This is a genomic window from Marinobacter daepoensis DSM 16072, from assembly GCF_000421165.1.
In the GTDB taxonomy this organism is placed as follows: domain Bacteria; phylum Pseudomonadota; class Gammaproteobacteria; order Pseudomonadales; family Oleiphilaceae; genus Marinobacter; species Marinobacter daepoensis.
This window is the reverse complement of sequence record NZ_ATWI01000008.1, coordinates 529,962-543,939: the sequence shown is the minus strand read 5'-3', so window position 1 is coordinate 543,939 and position 13,978 is coordinate 529,962. Positions and strand designations below refer to the sequence as shown.

Genomic DNA, 13,978 nt, shown 5'->3' with positions numbered 1-13,978 from the left:
GGGAACTACCTCTTGAATCAGGATGAGGGGATGCGAATGGTTTGCCCTACCATAACACGATCGTCGCTCATCCCGTTAAAGCGCATCAGCTCACTGACAGTCGTCTCATTTTCCTTGGCCACAGCTGACAAAGTGTCTCCCCGTCGGATCCGATACTGACTGACATCCGTACCGCCGCCCCGCTTCTGTTTTTCCCACGCCAGAAGCGTGCCTGGCGGAGGTGTCCGGCGGAAGTACTGCTCGATACCGTCAAAGATGGCATTAGCCAGCTTGTTCCGATACCACTCAGTGGCCAGGTTCTTTTCTTCCGTTGGGTTGGAGATGAAACCGGCTTCCACAAGTATGGAGGGAATGTCCGGGGATTTGAGCACCACGAACGCCGCCTGTTCCACCCCCTGTTTGTGAAGCTTGGCAACACGCCCCAGGCGACCGAGCACTGAATCACCAACCCCAAGACTGGCATTGATGCTGGCGGTCATAGACAGATCAAGCAACACCCCGGCCAGCATGTCGTCACGCCCATCCAGGGACACTCCACCAGCTCCCCCGATCAGGTCCGACCGGTTTTCACTCTGGGCAAGCCAGCGCGCCGTTTCACTGGTGGCTCCCCGCTGAGACAGGGCAAACACCGACGCTCCTCTTGGCTGAGGCGTCCGGAAAGCATCCGCATGAACCGAAACGAACAAGTCGGCGTTGTATTTTCGGGCCAGAAGGGTGCGATTACGCAGCCCGACATAGTAGTCTCCGGTACGGGTAAGCTTGGCAGTAAAACCTTTCTGCTGATTGATCAGGGCCTCCAGCCGCTTCGCCATCTTCAGGACCACATCTTTCTCACGAGTGCCACGAGGGCCGATAGCACCAGGATCTTCCCCGCCATGCCCTGCATCAATCACCACGATGATGTCACGCTTGCCCGCCGAGTCTTGGGTGACGGTAGGGCTGGTGGCCCGATCAAGGCGACTGCCCTTTTCGTCAATCAGGTCGATCACCAGGCGGTGGCCATATTGCTGATTGGGCGCAAGCACAAAACTCCGTGGCTTGATATCGCTTTTCAGATCGAGCACCACCCTCAGATCTTTGCCATTTCTGGGAGCGCTTCGAATGCTCTGTATCGGGCTCCCGGACAGGTCGATGTTGCTGAAGTCGGCGCCCAACGCGGTATTTTTCAGGTCGATCACCAGCCGCGACGGCCCTGAAAGCGAAAACACGTTGTGCTCTACCTGCCCGGCGGTATCCAGAACCAGCCGGGTATGATCCGGGGCGGGCCATAGACGCACGCCCTCAACCCGGGTTCCGGCAAAAACGGTGCTGGCAGACAGCAACAGCACCACGACCATCATAATCTTCATGAGCCTGGCCCTATCAGTTCTATCTCATTCAGCAAGGCGGCCCCCAAAGCCGAACGGGCACGCACAACCACTGAACGCCCCTGCTTTTCACGCTCCAGATGTATTTCCAGGTCCGGTTCCGGCAGCACACCCAGGCCTCGTTCCGGCCACTCGATAATCCGGATGCTCCGGGTGGAAAAATAATCCCGGATCCCCATGTATTCCAGCTCTTCAGGATCCCCTAACCGGTATAGATCAAAGTGGAAAACCGGCGGCTCCAGGTGCTCGTACGGTTCCACCAATGTATACGTCGGGCTTTTAACCGCACCTTCGTGCCCCAAAGCCCGCATTACCCCTCTGCTCAGGGTGGTCTTTCCCATTCCGAGCTCGCCCTCAAGGAAGACTGTGAGCCCGTCACTGGAACCCTTAACCAATCTCGCCAGTTCTTGCCCCAATCGCTCAGTTTCCGCTTCGTCCTGCAGAAATAACCGGCGCTCGTTACCCAAAATACTCATCCAGTCCCCCGGTCATAATGCGTTTGATGTCGCTCTGAAGCCGCCAGCACTCTGGGCAGGGTCGCGATCACATCGGAGGGAAGCAACCCCATGTACCCCTGCTCTTGCGCTGCTCTGTTTGCGGCCGCCAGATGCACCGCAGCAGCCGATATCACAGCCTTTCGGGCTGCAGGCACCTGGCCAAGAAAGGCCCCCAGAATTCCGGAGAGCACGTCACCCATGCCACCAGTTGCCATACCCGGATTGCAGCCAGGTATTATGGCAGGCACCTCGTCACCGGTCGCGATCACCGTCCCCGCGCCTTTCAGCAACACAATACCGCCCCATTGCTGCTGAAGCCGAGCCGCCGATCCTATCCTGTCCGCCTCCACATCCCGAACCGCGCACCCAAGAAGCCGGGCGGCCTCTCCGGGATGGGGCGTCAACACATAATTGCCCCCCGGAACCAGCCTGCGCCCCGCCATGATATTCAGGGCATCCGCATCCAGAACCCTCGGCTTATCGCTGGCAACAACCTGCTGCACCATTTGCCGCCCCCAGGCCGACCGGCCAATCCCCGGGCCACACACCACAACGTCGGCCTGCTGGACTAATGCCGGCAACTCCGACCCATGGGTCACGCCCTTTACCATCAGAGATGGGCACCGCACTAATGCGGCTGTGACATGCTCCGGCCGGGTGGCCAGCGAGACCAGCCCAGCCCCGGCCCGGGAGGCTGCCTCCGCCGCCATGATTCCGGCGCCACCGTATCCATGATCACCCGCCACCACCAGCACATGACCAAACAAACCCTTGTGGGCACTGGCCGGGCGAACAGGCAACCAGCCCTGGCAACGCTGCCAGGGCCAAAGCTCGGCTTTTGGCAGCTCCCCACTTTCAACGCCTACGCGCTCTGCCTCCAGGGGCTCAAAGATCACCTGCCCGCAAACATCAACACCCGCCCCAGTGTACAGTCCGGGTTTGGCACCGATAAACGTGACGCTCACATCAGCCCGAACCACCTCTCCCTCGGCGGCACCCGTGGTCGCATTCAGGCCTGATGGTATATCTACAGCCAGCACCGCCTTATTCAAGCCGTTTAACTGGCGAATCACCGTGGCGAACGGCTCTCTGGGTGCACCAGCCACCCCGGTACCGAGCAAGGCATCGACAATGACGGACGCCGCCGTTATGTACTCCAGTACGTTAGCGTCAGAAAGGCGACGCCACTCCAGCACCTCAACCCCATCGGCTTTGGCCTTAAGCCATGCAGTGCGGGCATCGCCAGCCAGTTTTTCGGTTGGCGCAACCGCCAGGCAGGTCACAGATAACCCATGGCGTCTGGCACTGGCCGCTATCAGGTAGCCATCCCCCCCATTATTCCCGGCGCCACACAGCACAAGGATCGGGTGGGCTTTCGGCCAGACAGAAACCAAGTGCCGGAAGGCGGCACTTGCCGCCTTTTGCATCAGTTCAAACCCATCGACGCCCTGATTCTGAATCAGATAGCGATCCATTGCCCGAACCGAATCGGCGGAATAGAGTGCTTCTGGTATGCTATGCGCGGAAACAGCGGGCATTTGCCGGGAGCTCCCAGATAAAGAAACCGGTTTAAAAGAATTGGCCAGATACCTGTAAAGCATAGCAAAACAGAAAAAAAGGTCATAACTTAATCAAATTAAATCTTCGCAGGCTAATGCCTGACTACATGTAAACCATGGCCGTCACCCCAACGCATAAAGACGCAGACGCATCGCAATCCGAGCTTTACGGGCTCCCGGAACAGATTCGCCAATGGGCGCACGACCTCGGGTTCGCCGATGCCGGAATTACCCGGGCCGACACAGGCCCCCACGCCGAACGCCTGCAGCAATGGCTTAAAGCCGGTTATCACGGCCAGATGGCCTACATGGCAGATCATGGTGACAAACGCTACACACCGGACTCTCTGGTTCCGGGAACACTCCGGGTCATCTCCGTCCGACTGGAATACCTGCCGGCGCCAGATAGTCCGAAACAAGTACTCACTGACCGGGAACGGGCCTACATCACACGTTACGCCCTTGGCCGTGATTACCACAAACTGATGCGCAAGCGCCTGGCCAGCCTGGCAAAACGGATCGATGAAGCCATCAGCGGTTACGACTACCGGGCATTTGTCGACAGTGCACCGGTTCTGGAGCGAGGCCTCGCCCAGCGGGCCGGCCTCGGCTGGATCGGCAAGAACAACATGCTGATCCACCCGAAAGCCGGTTCTTTTTTCTTTCTCGGGGAGATTTTCACCAATGCTCCACTCCCCCTTGACGCCCCGTTCGAGAGCCAGCATTGCGGGTCCTGCTCCGCCTGCCTGCAAGTCTGTCCAACCGACGCCTTTGTCGGCCCCCACTTACTGGACGCAAGGCGTTGCATCAGTTACCTCACCATAGAGCTCAAAGGCCCTATCCCGGAAGAGCTGCGCACGCTGATGGGCAACCGGGTATTTGGCTGCGATGACTGCCAACTGGTGTGTCCATGGAACAAATTCAGTAAGCCAACGGCAGAAAAAGACTTCCAGCCCCGGCACGGCCTGGACAACGCCTCCCTGGCCGAGCTGTTTCTCTGGACAGAACAGGAATTCCTCAAGCGTACTGAAGGCTCCGCGATCCGGCGCACAGGCTACGAGAACTGGCTGAGAAATCTGGCGGTGGGACTGGGGAACGCCCCAACAACAATTCCGGTGATTGAGGCGTTGAAGGCAAGAGCGGACCACCCCTCAGAGCTGGTCCGTGAGCACGTAGCCTGGGCCCTGAAACAACACAGCCCCCAAAACAGCCGCAAGCCTTAAAGCTTGAAGAAGTGCTCTTGGTAATGGCGCAGTTCATTGATGGAATCGCGGATATCGTCAAGCGCCAGGTGCGCCCCCTGCTTTTTCACCCCTTCAAGAACATCCGGCCGCCAGCGACGAGCGAGCTCTTTTACTGTTGAAACATCCAGATTCCGGTAATGGAAGAAGGCCTCAAGTTCGGGCATATACTTCACAAGAAATCTCCGGTCCTGCCCGATGCTGTTGCCACACAACGGAGACTGCCCGGGCTCCAGGTGTTGTTTCAGAAACTCCAGGGTTTGCCGCTCGGCTTCTGCCTCACTGATGGCGCTCTCTTTCACCCGCTGAGTCAGCCCGCTGGCGCCGTGGGTCCTGGTACACCATTCATCCATGGCATCCAGCAAACTGTCCGGCTGGTGAACGGCAATTACCGGGCCCTCGGCAACAACATTCAGCTGTGAGTCTGTGATGATGGTTGCCATTTCAATGATTCGTTCTTGCTCAGGGTCCAGACCTGTCATTTCCAGATCTATCCAGATCAGGCGATCGCCGTTACTCATTTTGCTGTTACCTATACCGTCGTGGTCGGGTTCAAAACAAAGCCGCTGAATCAGAGGCATCTTAAGTTCTGTGTATTGTCCATGATTCACGTATGATGTGATACCCGACAGCCGGTTAACCGATTGAACACAGATGGCAAAACGACGCTTGAACAAACGCCAGCAGTGGCGCATTGAGAAAATCCAGAAAGAACGCACAGCACGCGCCGCTCGCAAAGAGAAAGCGGTCGAGGAACAGGCTGCAGCGGGTGAACTTGGATTGGAACAGAACGGCCTGGTCATCGCCCACTACGGCCAGCAACTGGATATCGAAGCACTGGAAGGTCCTGAGTGCGGGCAGGTTTTCCGATGTTTTGTCCGGGCCAACATTGACAGTCTGGTGACCGGCGACCGAGTTGTCTGGCGCCCCGGAAAAAGCGCAACCGGCGTCGTTGTTGCACGCTGTGACCGTGAAAATCTCCTCCAGAGACCCGACAACTTTGGCGCCCTGAAGCCTGTCGCCGCCAATATTGATCACATTATTCTGGTAATCGCTCCGGAACCGGAACCCCATGACAATCTGATTGACCGATACCTGGTGGCCTCCGAAAGCTCCGACATCCCTGCTGTTATTCTGTTGAATAAAACCGACCTGATCAACGACAACAACCGGACGCAGATCGAAACCCTGCTCGACCGTTATCAGGCCCTGGGATATCACGTTGCACGGACATCAGCGGCGCAAACCAACGGCGCTCCTGCTCCGGAAGTGGAGGCTCTGGTCCGGGGTCAGACCAGCGTGTTTGTAGGGCAGTCCGGAGTCGGGAAGTCATCCATTATCCAGACACTTCTGCCCGATGAGCTGCTTCGGGTCGGTGCGGTTTCCGAGAGCACCGGCAAAGGCGTCCACACAACCACCACCGCCAAACTGTTTCACCTGTCGGGCGGTGGCGATCTGATTGACTCCCCCGGCATCAGGGAATTCGGCCTCTGGCACATGACACCACAGGAGGTTGAATATGGTTTCCGGGAAATCCGGCCCCTGATCGGCCTGTGCAAATTCCGGAACTGCCGTCACATGGGCGACCCCGGGTGCGCCCTCGACGCCGCCGCCGCATCCGGTGATCTTTCACCGGAACGCCTGAAAAGCTTCCACCGAATTCTGCAGGACATGGCAGATCAGCAAGCCCGGGGCCTCAAACTAACCTGACCAGGCACTTACCAGTTCAGCTCCCCCGGGGCGGGCTCATCTTTCGGCTGAAACCAGTCTCCGTCCTCCAGCCGCTCACGCGCTTGCGCCTCCTGGTTGTCGCTCGGACGTGTAAGATCAATCAGGGGCTGTCCCGGCCGGGCAGCGCCGGTTTCAATACGGTCAGCGGTTTTTTTATTCAGGACGATGATGGAGATCCGGCGGTTGACCGGAGCCACCGGATCTTCTCTGTCGAACAGCACAGAGTCACTCAACCCCACTACACGGGCAATCTGCTCCAGCCTTACGCCACCCGCCACCAGCGCTCGCCTGGCCGTGTTGGCCCGGTCAGCAGACAACTCCCAGTTGGTGTAACCCGGCCGACCACTGAAAGGGGTGGCGTCGGTGTGTCCGGTAATGCTCAGTTTGTTATTAACCGACCCCAGAGTTTTCGCCAGCTCAAACAGAATATCCTGAGAGTAGTACTTCAATTCCGCACGACCACTGTCAAACATGGGCCGGCCGGAGCGGTCAACGATCTGAATCCGCAAGCCTTCATCCGTGATGTCGATCAGCAACTGATCCTTAAATTTCTGAAGAGTCTCACTCTGTTCGATTCTCTCCTGCAGCTCCTGAAACAATTGCTGCATCCGGCGCTGCTCCAGAGTGTCTGCCAGCTCATCCACAACCTCATCCTCAATCTGGATGGTACTGGCCTCCTGATCCTGTGTCGCTTCTTCGATGACCGACGCACTGCCCTCCAGATCCACCGGATTCGGAGAGCCTCCTTCCGTGAAACCGACAGGATCCTTGAAGTATCCCTCCACCGCCAGCTTCTGCTCTGGGGTCGCTGTCGCGGTCAGCCAGAGAACCAGAAAGAAAGCCATCATCGCGGTGGCGAAGTCGGCAAAAGCGACTTTCCACGAGCCACCATGGTGCCCGCCAACAACCTTTTTCTTGCGCTTGATGATGATCGGTTGTTCTTCCACAACGAACTCCGGGCGTTACGAGAGAATGGCGTTATTTTGAACGAACATGGTCATTCAGCTCCTGGAAACCCGGACGCTTATCCGTAGGCAGCGCCTTACGGCCAAACTCAATCGCCATCTGGGGAGCCTGCCCGGAGACCGTGGCCACAATGGCCGATTTCACACACTCGTAAGCCTTCCGTTCGTACTTTGCAGAATGCTCCAACGCGATGGACATCGGCCCGATAAATCCATACCCCATCCAGATCCCCAAAAAGGTACCCACCAGGGCAGCGGCAACGCTCAGCCCGATTTTTTCCGGACCTTCCGTCAGGAAGTTCATGGTGATAACAATCCCCAGTACCGCGGCGACAATCCCCAGGCCCGGCAAGGCATCAGCAATCTTATTCACAGCGTGAGCCGGCTCCTCAAGCTCATGCTGGCGGCTTTCAATCTCATTCTCCATCATGCCTTCCAGCTCATGAGGCGCCATATTCCCGGAGCTGATGATACGCAGATAATCGGTGATGAAATCCAGCAGGTGTTTTGACTTCATGATCGCAGGGTAACGACTGAAAATCTGGCTGGATTCCGGGTTATCGATATCTTCCTCAATGGCCATCACACCCTGCTTCCGGGATTTGTCAAAAATCTCATAAAGCAGACTAAGAAGGTCCATATAGTAGGACTTGTTGAAAGGAGAGCCTGTCAGAAGCCTGATACAGGCCTGCAACACTTCTTTCACCGTATGCAGGGGGTTGGCGATCACAAAAGATCCGACCGCTGCTCCGCCAATGATCAGCACCTCCGTTGGCTGCCACAGGACGGCAAGGTTTCCACCGTGTAACACGTACCCGCCCAGAACGCTCGCAATAACGATCACAGCGCCAATAATCAATAACATGGTGACTCTGTATGCCTTTTGTCTGGTTAATGGCCAAAGCCGGCTGCTCCCTGAGGACGACCGCCAGGAACCATCGGAATCGTGACCTGATAATAGCAAGCCTCAACCGTAACAGCGAAGTTGTGAAACAATTTCTATACACTGAGCCGGTTTTGTTAAACTACCGCGCTTTATGAACGCAAGAGTCACCTGAAATGCTTGATAAACTGTTTGTTCTCAGCCAATACATCACACCTCAGCTGGCCGTTTCTCGCCTTGCCGGCCGCCTTGCCGACAGCGAAAGCACCCCGGCGCTGAGACACCGTGTGATCAAATGGTTTATCGGCCGCTATGGCGTGAACATGAGTGAAGCTGCCGAGCCGGATTTCACCGCCTACCCTACGTTCAACGCGTTCTTTACCCGCGAGCTCCGAGCCGGAGCCCGAACCATTGAACCCGCCAAAGATGTTCTGACCAGCCCGGTCGACGGCGCCATCAGCCAAATCGGCCAGATAAGCACAGACAGAGTCTTCCAGGCCAAGGGGCAGTCCTTCAGCCTGACCGAATTACTCGGTGGCGATGACCGCCGTGCCGAGCCTTTCCGGGAAGGCGAGTTCTCCACCATTTACCTGTCGCCCAAAGATTACCATCGTATCCATATGCCAATGGCCGGAACACTGAAGGAGATGATTCATGTACCCGGCAAACTGTTCTCGGTGAACCCGGTAACGGCAGAAAATGTCCCCAACCTGTTTGCCCGCAATGAGCGGGTCGCCTGCCTGTTCGAAACCGAAGCTGGCCCTATGGCCATGGTGCTGGTCGGTGCCATGATCGTCGGCAGCGTCGAAACAACCTGGGCAGGCGTGGTAGCACCGAACTCCGGCCAGGTAGCCCAATGGCAATACAACGGCGACGAAGCGCCTCGCTTCGAGAAAGGGGAAGAGATGGGACGCTTTCGCCTGGGATCAACGGTTGTTCTGGTCATGCCCAAAGGTGCCGTGACCTGGAACCCGAATCAGGTAGCCGGCAAAACCGTACGATTGGGTGAAAGTTTCGGAAAGCTGGGCACAGCCTGAGCCAGCGAGAAAACTCAGGCCCGCTCCAATGGAAAGGCGAGCACATCCTGAATATCGGCTGTGCCCACCTTTAGCATGAGCAAACGATCCAGCCCCAGCGCCACCCCTGAACACGCAGGCAGCCCTTCATCCAGAGCCGACAGAAACGCCTGATCCACGACCATTTCCGGCTTTCCACTTGCCCGCCTGAGACGATTGTCGGCCTGAAAACGCTTCCGTTGTTCGTCCGGATCTGTCAGCTCCCAGTAGCCGTTACACAGCTCCAACCCGTTAATGTAAAGCTCGAAACGGTGTGCCACTTCAAACCCCGCATCTTCCGAGGTTCTCGCCAAGGCAGCCTGAGAGGCTGGATACCGGGTCAGAAAAACAGGTTCCTGCCGCCCCAGCTCAGGCTCAACCACAAAACTCATGACCAGATCCAGGCAACCATCCCGCCCCAGCCCCGCAAGCTGTTCCGGCTCCAGCCATTGCTCGCAGTATTGCTTGAGTTCTTCATCAGGAATGGTCATGGGATCAATCCCTGCCACGCTCATCACCGCCTCACGGTAACTCAGGGAGACCGGCACAGAACAACCGAGATACCCGCACACCAGATCGGCCACTTCCGCCATCAGCTGCCGGTCATCAAACCCGATGCGATACCACTCCAGCATCGAAAACTCAGGGTTGTGACGGCGCCCCCGTTCTCCGTTGCGAAACACCCGTGCCACCTGAAAGATGGAGCCGGACCCGGCCGCCAACAGGCGCTTCATATGGTATTCCGGCGAAGTCTGAAGCCATCCCCCCTGAACACCTGCGGCATCAACCGCCGCCGGAACACCGTCCAGATTTACATCGGTCACGCCGTGGCGCCCGAGGACCGGGGTTTCCACTTCCAGCACCTGCCGCTCAGAAAAAAAGCCGCGCACATAACCCAGAAGCTGCGCACGGTTTTCAAGAACCTGACGAGAGGCCGCAGGGTGCCAGACAGGGCTAGCGCTCATGATGACTGATCAGCTGCTTTTAACGCGGTTGACGTACTCGCCAGAGCGGGTATCCACTTTCAGGACTTCGCCGATCGTGATAAACAGCGGTACGCTTACAACCGCGCCCGTTGAAAGCGTTGCGGGCTTGGAGCCACCCTGGGCTGTATCACCCTTCATGCCGGGGTCGGTGTCAACCACTTCCAACTCAACAAAGTTCGGCGGAGTGACAGAAAGCGGCGCGCCGTTGTACAGCGTGATGGTATAAACATCCTGTTCTTTCAACCATTTGACAGTGTCTCCTACAGCCTTGGCATCTGCAGCAAACTGCTCGAATGAGCCATCCGTAAGCATAAAGTGCCAGAACTCACCATCGGTATACAGGTATTCCATATCCTGCTCGACAACATCAGCCGCCTCCAGAGACTCCCCGGACTTAAACGTACGTTCCCAGACCCGGTTGGTCATCAGGTTGCGCAGTTTCACCCGGTTAAAGGCCTGACCTTTACCCGGTTTGACGAATTCGTTTTCGAGCATGATGCAAGGGTCGCCATCCAGCAAAACCTTGAGACCGCCGCGAAATTCGTTGGTAGAATATGAAGCCATGAATTGTCCACCTGACAGACTGTCGTTTAATTTTTTAAGGTCGCTATGATACAGCGAACCCCTGCTCGTATAGAAGCCCGTGACACCAGTACGTGCCCGGAACCAATAAACGCAAAGACCGATCACCGGGACTGGCAACAGATTCTCAGCCAGTCGGTGACGACCCCCGAGCAGTTACTGGAACGGCTCGGGCTCTCACAGGAGGCGTGGTATAAAGGCGCCTTATCGGGCCATCGGCTGTTCCCGATACGGGTCCCGGAACCCTATCTCGCGCGCATCCAGCCAGGCAACCCGGACGACCCTTTGCTTCGACAAGTCCTCCCCGTTGCCCGGGAATCGGAAGCTCACCCGGATTTCGTCACCGACCCCCTTCAGGAAGATGGCGCTATCCAGACCACAGGGCTGATACGCAAGTACACCAGCCGGGCCCTGCTGATGGTGACGGGCCAGTGCGCCATCAACTGCCGTTACTGTTTCCGCCGCCACTTCCCGTACGGCGATCACAAGCTGAGTCAGAATGATCGACAGCAGGTGGTTGAAAGCCTGATGTCCAGCCCGGAGATCAATGAAGTGATCCTCAGCGGCGGCGACCCGCTGGCGGCAAATGACCGCCTGCTGTCCCAGTGGTCTTCCCTGCTGGACTCCATCCCCCATCTTCGGAGGCTGCGAATTCACTCCCGGCTGCCGGTTGTGATACCACAGAGGGTCTGCAACAAGTTGCTGGACTGGCTTTCCCGAAGCCGGCTGCAGAAGGTTCTGGTGATACACGTCAACCACCCCGCCGAGATAGACCAGCGCACACGGGAGGCACTCAGGCAACTGAGCGCGGCAGGTGTAACGCTGCTCAATCAAAGTGTCATCCTGAAGGGCGTCAACGACGACAGCGCGACCCTGTGTGAGCTAAGCGAGACCTTGTTCGAGGCTGGCGTCATGCCCTACTATCTGCACGCCTTCGACCCGGTTTCCGGCGCGCATCATTTCCATGTCAGCGATGACAAAGCCATTCAGCTCGTCAACAACATGCTAAAGACACTGCCTGGCTTTCTGGTGCCCAAGCTGGTCCGGGAGTTGCCGGGACAACCCAGCAAAACCCCGTTAAACCTGGGCTCCTGAGGCTCGCGAGAAAAGCTGGCCCGTTTTCACTTGTTAAAGATTGTCAACTCGTGCTTTTCTCGCTTTTTGTCCCTGCTTTGCTATTTTAAAGTTAAGATCAATTAATAATAACGACCTGTATTTTCGGCGATTTCGCTGAAGCATCTACAACGCAGTCCTGACATTGGCGTGAGAACATGGATGGCAAGATCCTGAAACCGGAGCTCAAAGTTCCTGAGCAGAAAACAGCAAGCCTGTCATTTTGTGACACGAGCCCAAAGGCATTCCGGGCCTGGGCTGAGCAGCTTCCGATGGCCAACATTGGTGAGGCTTCCCGTCAGCTGTACCACGCAATCATTGAGCTGAATCACCTGTTTCTGTCGCCCGCTCAACGTGTGCAGTTCCTCGAAGTCGTGAGGGACAAGATTCACTTCGTCTGCAATGAGCTGTCACGGCACTTTCTGGGACTGGCGGTCGCCCTGCCGGAAAAACAGCGGAAAATTGCCAACCTGACCCAGGCGCTGCAACTACACCTGGCGTCCGGGTACAAACTCTGCCTGCTGGAATATGTGGACAACGGCGGTCCCGACAAGCACCGTCGGCAGATAGCCACGGTGATCCACCGGGCCATTTCAGAGTTGGCAGCAACCATTCTGCGCTCTCATCAGCTTTATTGCCCCAGCCCGGCACACAGTTGGCTGGAATGCCACCGTATGTTCCGCTTCGCCTACCGCAACAAGCTGGCCAGTCAGGAAGTGGATGACAATGCCCTTATTCATCGGCGCTCCAGTACCGTTGCAGACAGCTACAAACGGTTATTGCTGCTGGGGTGCGCCAGACCAAACCAGCTGCGCCAGACAGAACTGACGCAAGTGTACGAACTGTTCGAATCCTGGACCGAGCGTTGTCAGTGCGGCCCGGACCTCGGCCCCGAAAGCCTGTTTGTGATCAACATGGAGAAGGACGCGTCCCCCATCTACCGGAGCCTGCTCGGAAATTCACCGGGCAATGAGAGCTTCGCTTTCGACACCCGGGACCTTTCCGCCATGCTGGCAGAGACCCTGCACACCCGGCGCACTCAAGGATCAGATCACCAGCCCCACGGCATTTCAGCCAGGGTTACGGATACCCTACTCACCCACCTGAGCCAGGCACTCGGCATTCTGGCCAAACGAAACTTCAACCGGATTGCCAGCCAGGGCACGCTGGAGGTATGTGTGGGCCTGACCGCCGCGCACTATTTCGTCTCCGGGCAGAAAGTTTTTTCCGAGTTTCTGGGCAGCAACGAGAGCAGGCATCAGGATGACGAGAATCTGTTCATACGTAACGCCAACCGGAATACCGATGCCTGGTCAGGCGCCCATGATGCTGGCCCAAACGATGAACGCCTGCACTCGGCCGACGCCCCCATCAATTTCCGGTCAAGCGGTGGCAGTTACAACCCGGCAGTTCCTGACCGAAACCGCCCACGCTCCCACCACGCGCTGCTGATCAATACCAGCCCCGGCGGCTACTGCGTGGCCTGGGAAAGCAACGTCCCGCCTTCTCTCCAGGCAGGCGAGATTCTGGGTGTTCGGGAACAGAGCTCCCACCCCTGGAGCCTTGCGGTGGTCCGCTGGCTCCGTCAGGTCCGAAACCAGGGCACCCAGATTGGCATCGAGTTGCTAGCCCCCAGCGCAGCTCCCTGCGCCATCCGCCTGATTCAGAAAATCGGCAACAACAGCGAATACCTGCGGGGTCTGTTATTGCCTGAAATCAGCGTTGTTAATCAGGCCGCCACACTGATTACGCCGCGCCTGCCCTTCCAGACTGGCAGTCGTATTTCCATGTTGCATGACGGCCGTGAGGACCAGGGACAGCTACTCAAGAAGGTTTCCGCCACTGGCAGCATCAGCCAGTTTGAATTGAAGCTTCAGAATCCGGGCACACAATCGTCGGGCAACGGAGCACCCTCTGCAGCCTCAGGGGCGACGGAAGACGAGTTCGATTCATTGTGGCCTTCACTTTAAAAGTGCGGCACGTCAACTGCCGGCACGGC

The 13,978-nt window shown here is 57.4% G+C and carries 13 protein-coding genes; 5 read left to right on the top strand and 8 right to left on the bottom strand.

The features are described from left to right. Positions 1–17: 17 nt before the first annotated feature. Genes K325_RS0103090 through K325_RS0103080 form a run of 3 tightly spaced genes read right to left on the bottom strand, consistent with a single transcriptional unit; the run spans position 18 to position 3,402 of the window. Positions 18–1,349 carry an N-acetylmuramoyl-L-alanine amidase gene (locus K325_RS0103090; RefSeq protein WP_029652791.1) on the bottom strand — a complete coding sequence of 444 codons (1,332 nt, stop codon included), beginning with the start codon at positions 1,347–1,349 and terminating at the stop codon, positions 18–20. Further along, entirely contained in the window at positions 1,346–1,843 is a 498-nt protein-coding gene (gene tsaE, locus K325_RS0103085; RefSeq protein WP_029652790.1) for a tRNA (adenosine(37)-N6)-threonylcarbamoyltransferase complex ATPase subunit type 1 TsaE, read from the bottom strand. Before tsaE ends, K325_RS0103090 begins: the two co-directional genes overlap by 4 nt. Beyond that, positions 1,840–3,402, bottom strand: coding sequence for a bifunctional ADP-dependent NAD(P)H-hydrate dehydratase/NAD(P)H-hydrate epimerase (locus K325_RS0103080; RefSeq protein ID WP_029652789.1), 1,563 nt, complete (start codon positions 3,400–3,402; stop codon positions 1,840–1,842). Before K325_RS0103080 ends, tsaE begins: the two co-directional genes overlap by 4 nt. Positions 3,403–3,539: 137 nt before the next feature. On the opposite strand from K325_RS0103080, the gene queG reads away from it, so the two are divergent. Then, positions 3,540–4,646: a tRNA epoxyqueuosine(34) reductase QueG gene (gene queG / locus K325_RS0103075; RefSeq protein ID WP_029652788.1), complete on the top strand. Its 1,107-nt coding sequence runs from the start codon at positions 3,540–3,542 to the stop codon at positions 4,644–4,646. On the opposite strand, the gene orn is transcribed toward queG, so the two are convergent. Beyond that, the gene (orn, locus tag K325_RS0103070) at positions 4,643–5,185 is read right to left on the bottom strand and encodes an oligoribonuclease (protein WP_029652787.1); all 543 of its coding nucleotides are present in this window, start codon (positions 5,183–5,185) and stop codon (positions 4,643–4,645) included. The genes queG and orn overlap by 4 nt on opposite strands. 133 nt (positions 5,186–5,318) lie before the next feature. Here orn and rsgA point away from each other — a divergent pair, with 133 nt between their 5' ends. Further along, positions 5,319–6,374 carry a small ribosomal subunit biogenesis GTPase RsgA gene (gene rsgA, locus K325_RS0103065; RefSeq protein WP_029652786.1) on the top strand — a complete coding sequence of 352 codons (1,056 nt, stop codon included), beginning with the start codon at positions 5,319–5,321 and terminating at the stop codon, positions 6,372–6,374. Positions 6,375–6,382: 8 nt separating this feature from the next. Here rsgA and motB read toward each other — a convergent pair whose 3' ends face one another. Beyond that, entirely contained in the window at positions 6,383–7,342 is a 960-nt protein-coding gene (motB, locus tag K325_RS0103060; protein ID WP_029652785.1) for a flagellar motor protein MotB, read from the bottom strand. Between the two features lie 31 nt (positions 7,343–7,373). Next, positions 7,374–8,225: a flagellar motor stator protein MotA gene (gene motA, locus K325_RS0103055; RefSeq protein ID WP_029652784.1), complete on the bottom strand. Its 852-nt coding sequence runs from the start codon at positions 8,223–8,225 to the stop codon at positions 7,374–7,376. A gap of 194 nt (positions 8,226–8,419) precedes the next feature. Between motA and asd the strand changes: the two genes are divergently transcribed. Continuing rightward, positions 8,420–9,280 carry an archaetidylserine decarboxylase gene (gene asd / locus K325_RS0103050; RefSeq protein ID WP_029652783.1) on the top strand — a complete coding sequence of 287 codons (861 nt, stop codon included), beginning with the start codon at positions 8,420–8,422 and terminating at the stop codon, positions 9,278–9,280. Positions 9,281–9,294: 14 nt separating this feature from the next. Here asd and epmA read toward each other — a convergent pair whose 3' ends face one another. Continuing rightward, positions 9,295–10,263 carry an EF-P lysine aminoacylase EpmA gene (gene epmA / locus K325_RS0103045; protein ID WP_029652782.1) on the bottom strand — a complete coding sequence of 323 codons (969 nt, stop codon included), beginning with the start codon at positions 10,261–10,263 and terminating at the stop codon, positions 9,295–9,297. 9 nt (positions 10,264–10,272) lie between these two features. Then, on the bottom strand, positions 10,273–10,848 hold the full coding sequence (efp, locus tag K325_RS0103040; RefSeq protein ID WP_029652781.1) for an elongation factor P: 576 nt from the start codon (positions 10,846–10,848) through the stop codon (positions 10,273–10,275). 45 nt (positions 10,849–10,893) lie between these two features. On the opposite strand from efp, the gene epmB reads away from it, so the two are divergent. Both epmB and K325_RS0103030 read left to right on the top strand, forming a co-directional pair. Continuing rightward, positions 10,894–11,961, top strand: coding sequence for an EF-P beta-lysylation protein EpmB (gene epmB / locus K325_RS0103035; RefSeq protein ID WP_029652780.1), 1,068 nt, complete (start codon positions 10,894–10,896; stop codon positions 11,959–11,961). 176 nt (positions 11,962–12,137) lie between these two features. Beyond that, on the top strand, positions 12,138–13,949 hold the full coding sequence (locus tag K325_RS0103030; protein ID WP_029652779.1) for a hypothetical protein: 1,812 nt from the start codon (positions 12,138–12,140) through the stop codon (positions 13,947–13,949). The last annotated feature ends 29 nt before the right edge of the window (positions 13,950–13,978 follow it).

Excerpts from the sequence above, each read along its gene's own strand:
- rsgA (WP_029652786.1), top strand. The coding sequence starts at position 5,319 with ATGGCAAAACGACGCTTGAACAAACGCCAGCAGTGGCGCATTGAGAAA.
- efp (WP_029652781.1), bottom strand. The coding sequence starts at position 10,848 with ATGGCTTCATATTCTACCAACGAATTTCGCGGCGGTCTCAAGGTTTTG.
- epmA (WP_029652782.1), bottom strand. The coding sequence starts at position 10,263 with ATGAGCGCTAGCCCTGTCTGGCACCCTGCGGCCTCTCGTCAGGTTCTT.
- epmB (WP_029652780.1), top strand. The coding sequence starts at position 10,894 with ATGATACAGCGAACCCCTGCTCGTATAGAAGCCCGTGACACCAGTACG.
- queG (WP_029652788.1), top strand. The coding sequence starts at position 3,540 with ATGGCCGTCACCCCAACGCATAAAGACGCAGACGCATCGCAATCCGAG.
- K325_RS0103030 (WP_029652779.1), top strand. The coding sequence starts at position 12,138 with ATGGATGGCAAGATCCTGAAACCGGAGCTCAAAGTTCCTGAGCAGAAA.
- motA (WP_029652784.1), bottom strand. The coding sequence starts at position 8,225 with ATGTTATTGATTATTGGCGCTGTGATCGTTATTGCGAGCGTTCTGGGC.
- K325_RS0103080 (WP_029652789.1), bottom strand. The coding sequence starts at position 3,402 with ATGCCCGCTGTTTCCGCGCATAGCATACCAGAAGCACTCTATTCCGCC.
- orn (WP_029652787.1), bottom strand. The coding sequence starts at position 5,185 with ATGAGTAACGGCGATCGCCTGATCTGGATAGATCTGGAAATGACAGGT.
- tsaE (WP_029652790.1), bottom strand. The coding sequence starts at position 1,843 with ATGAGTATTTTGGGTAACGAGCGCCGGTTATTTCTGCAGGACGAAGCG.
- K325_RS0103090 (WP_029652791.1), bottom strand. The coding sequence starts at position 1,349 with ATGAAGATTATGATGGTCGTGGTGCTGTTGCTGTCTGCCAGCACCGTT.
- asd (WP_029652783.1), top strand. The coding sequence starts at position 8,420 with ATGCTTGATAAACTGTTTGTTCTCAGCCAATACATCACACCTCAGCTG.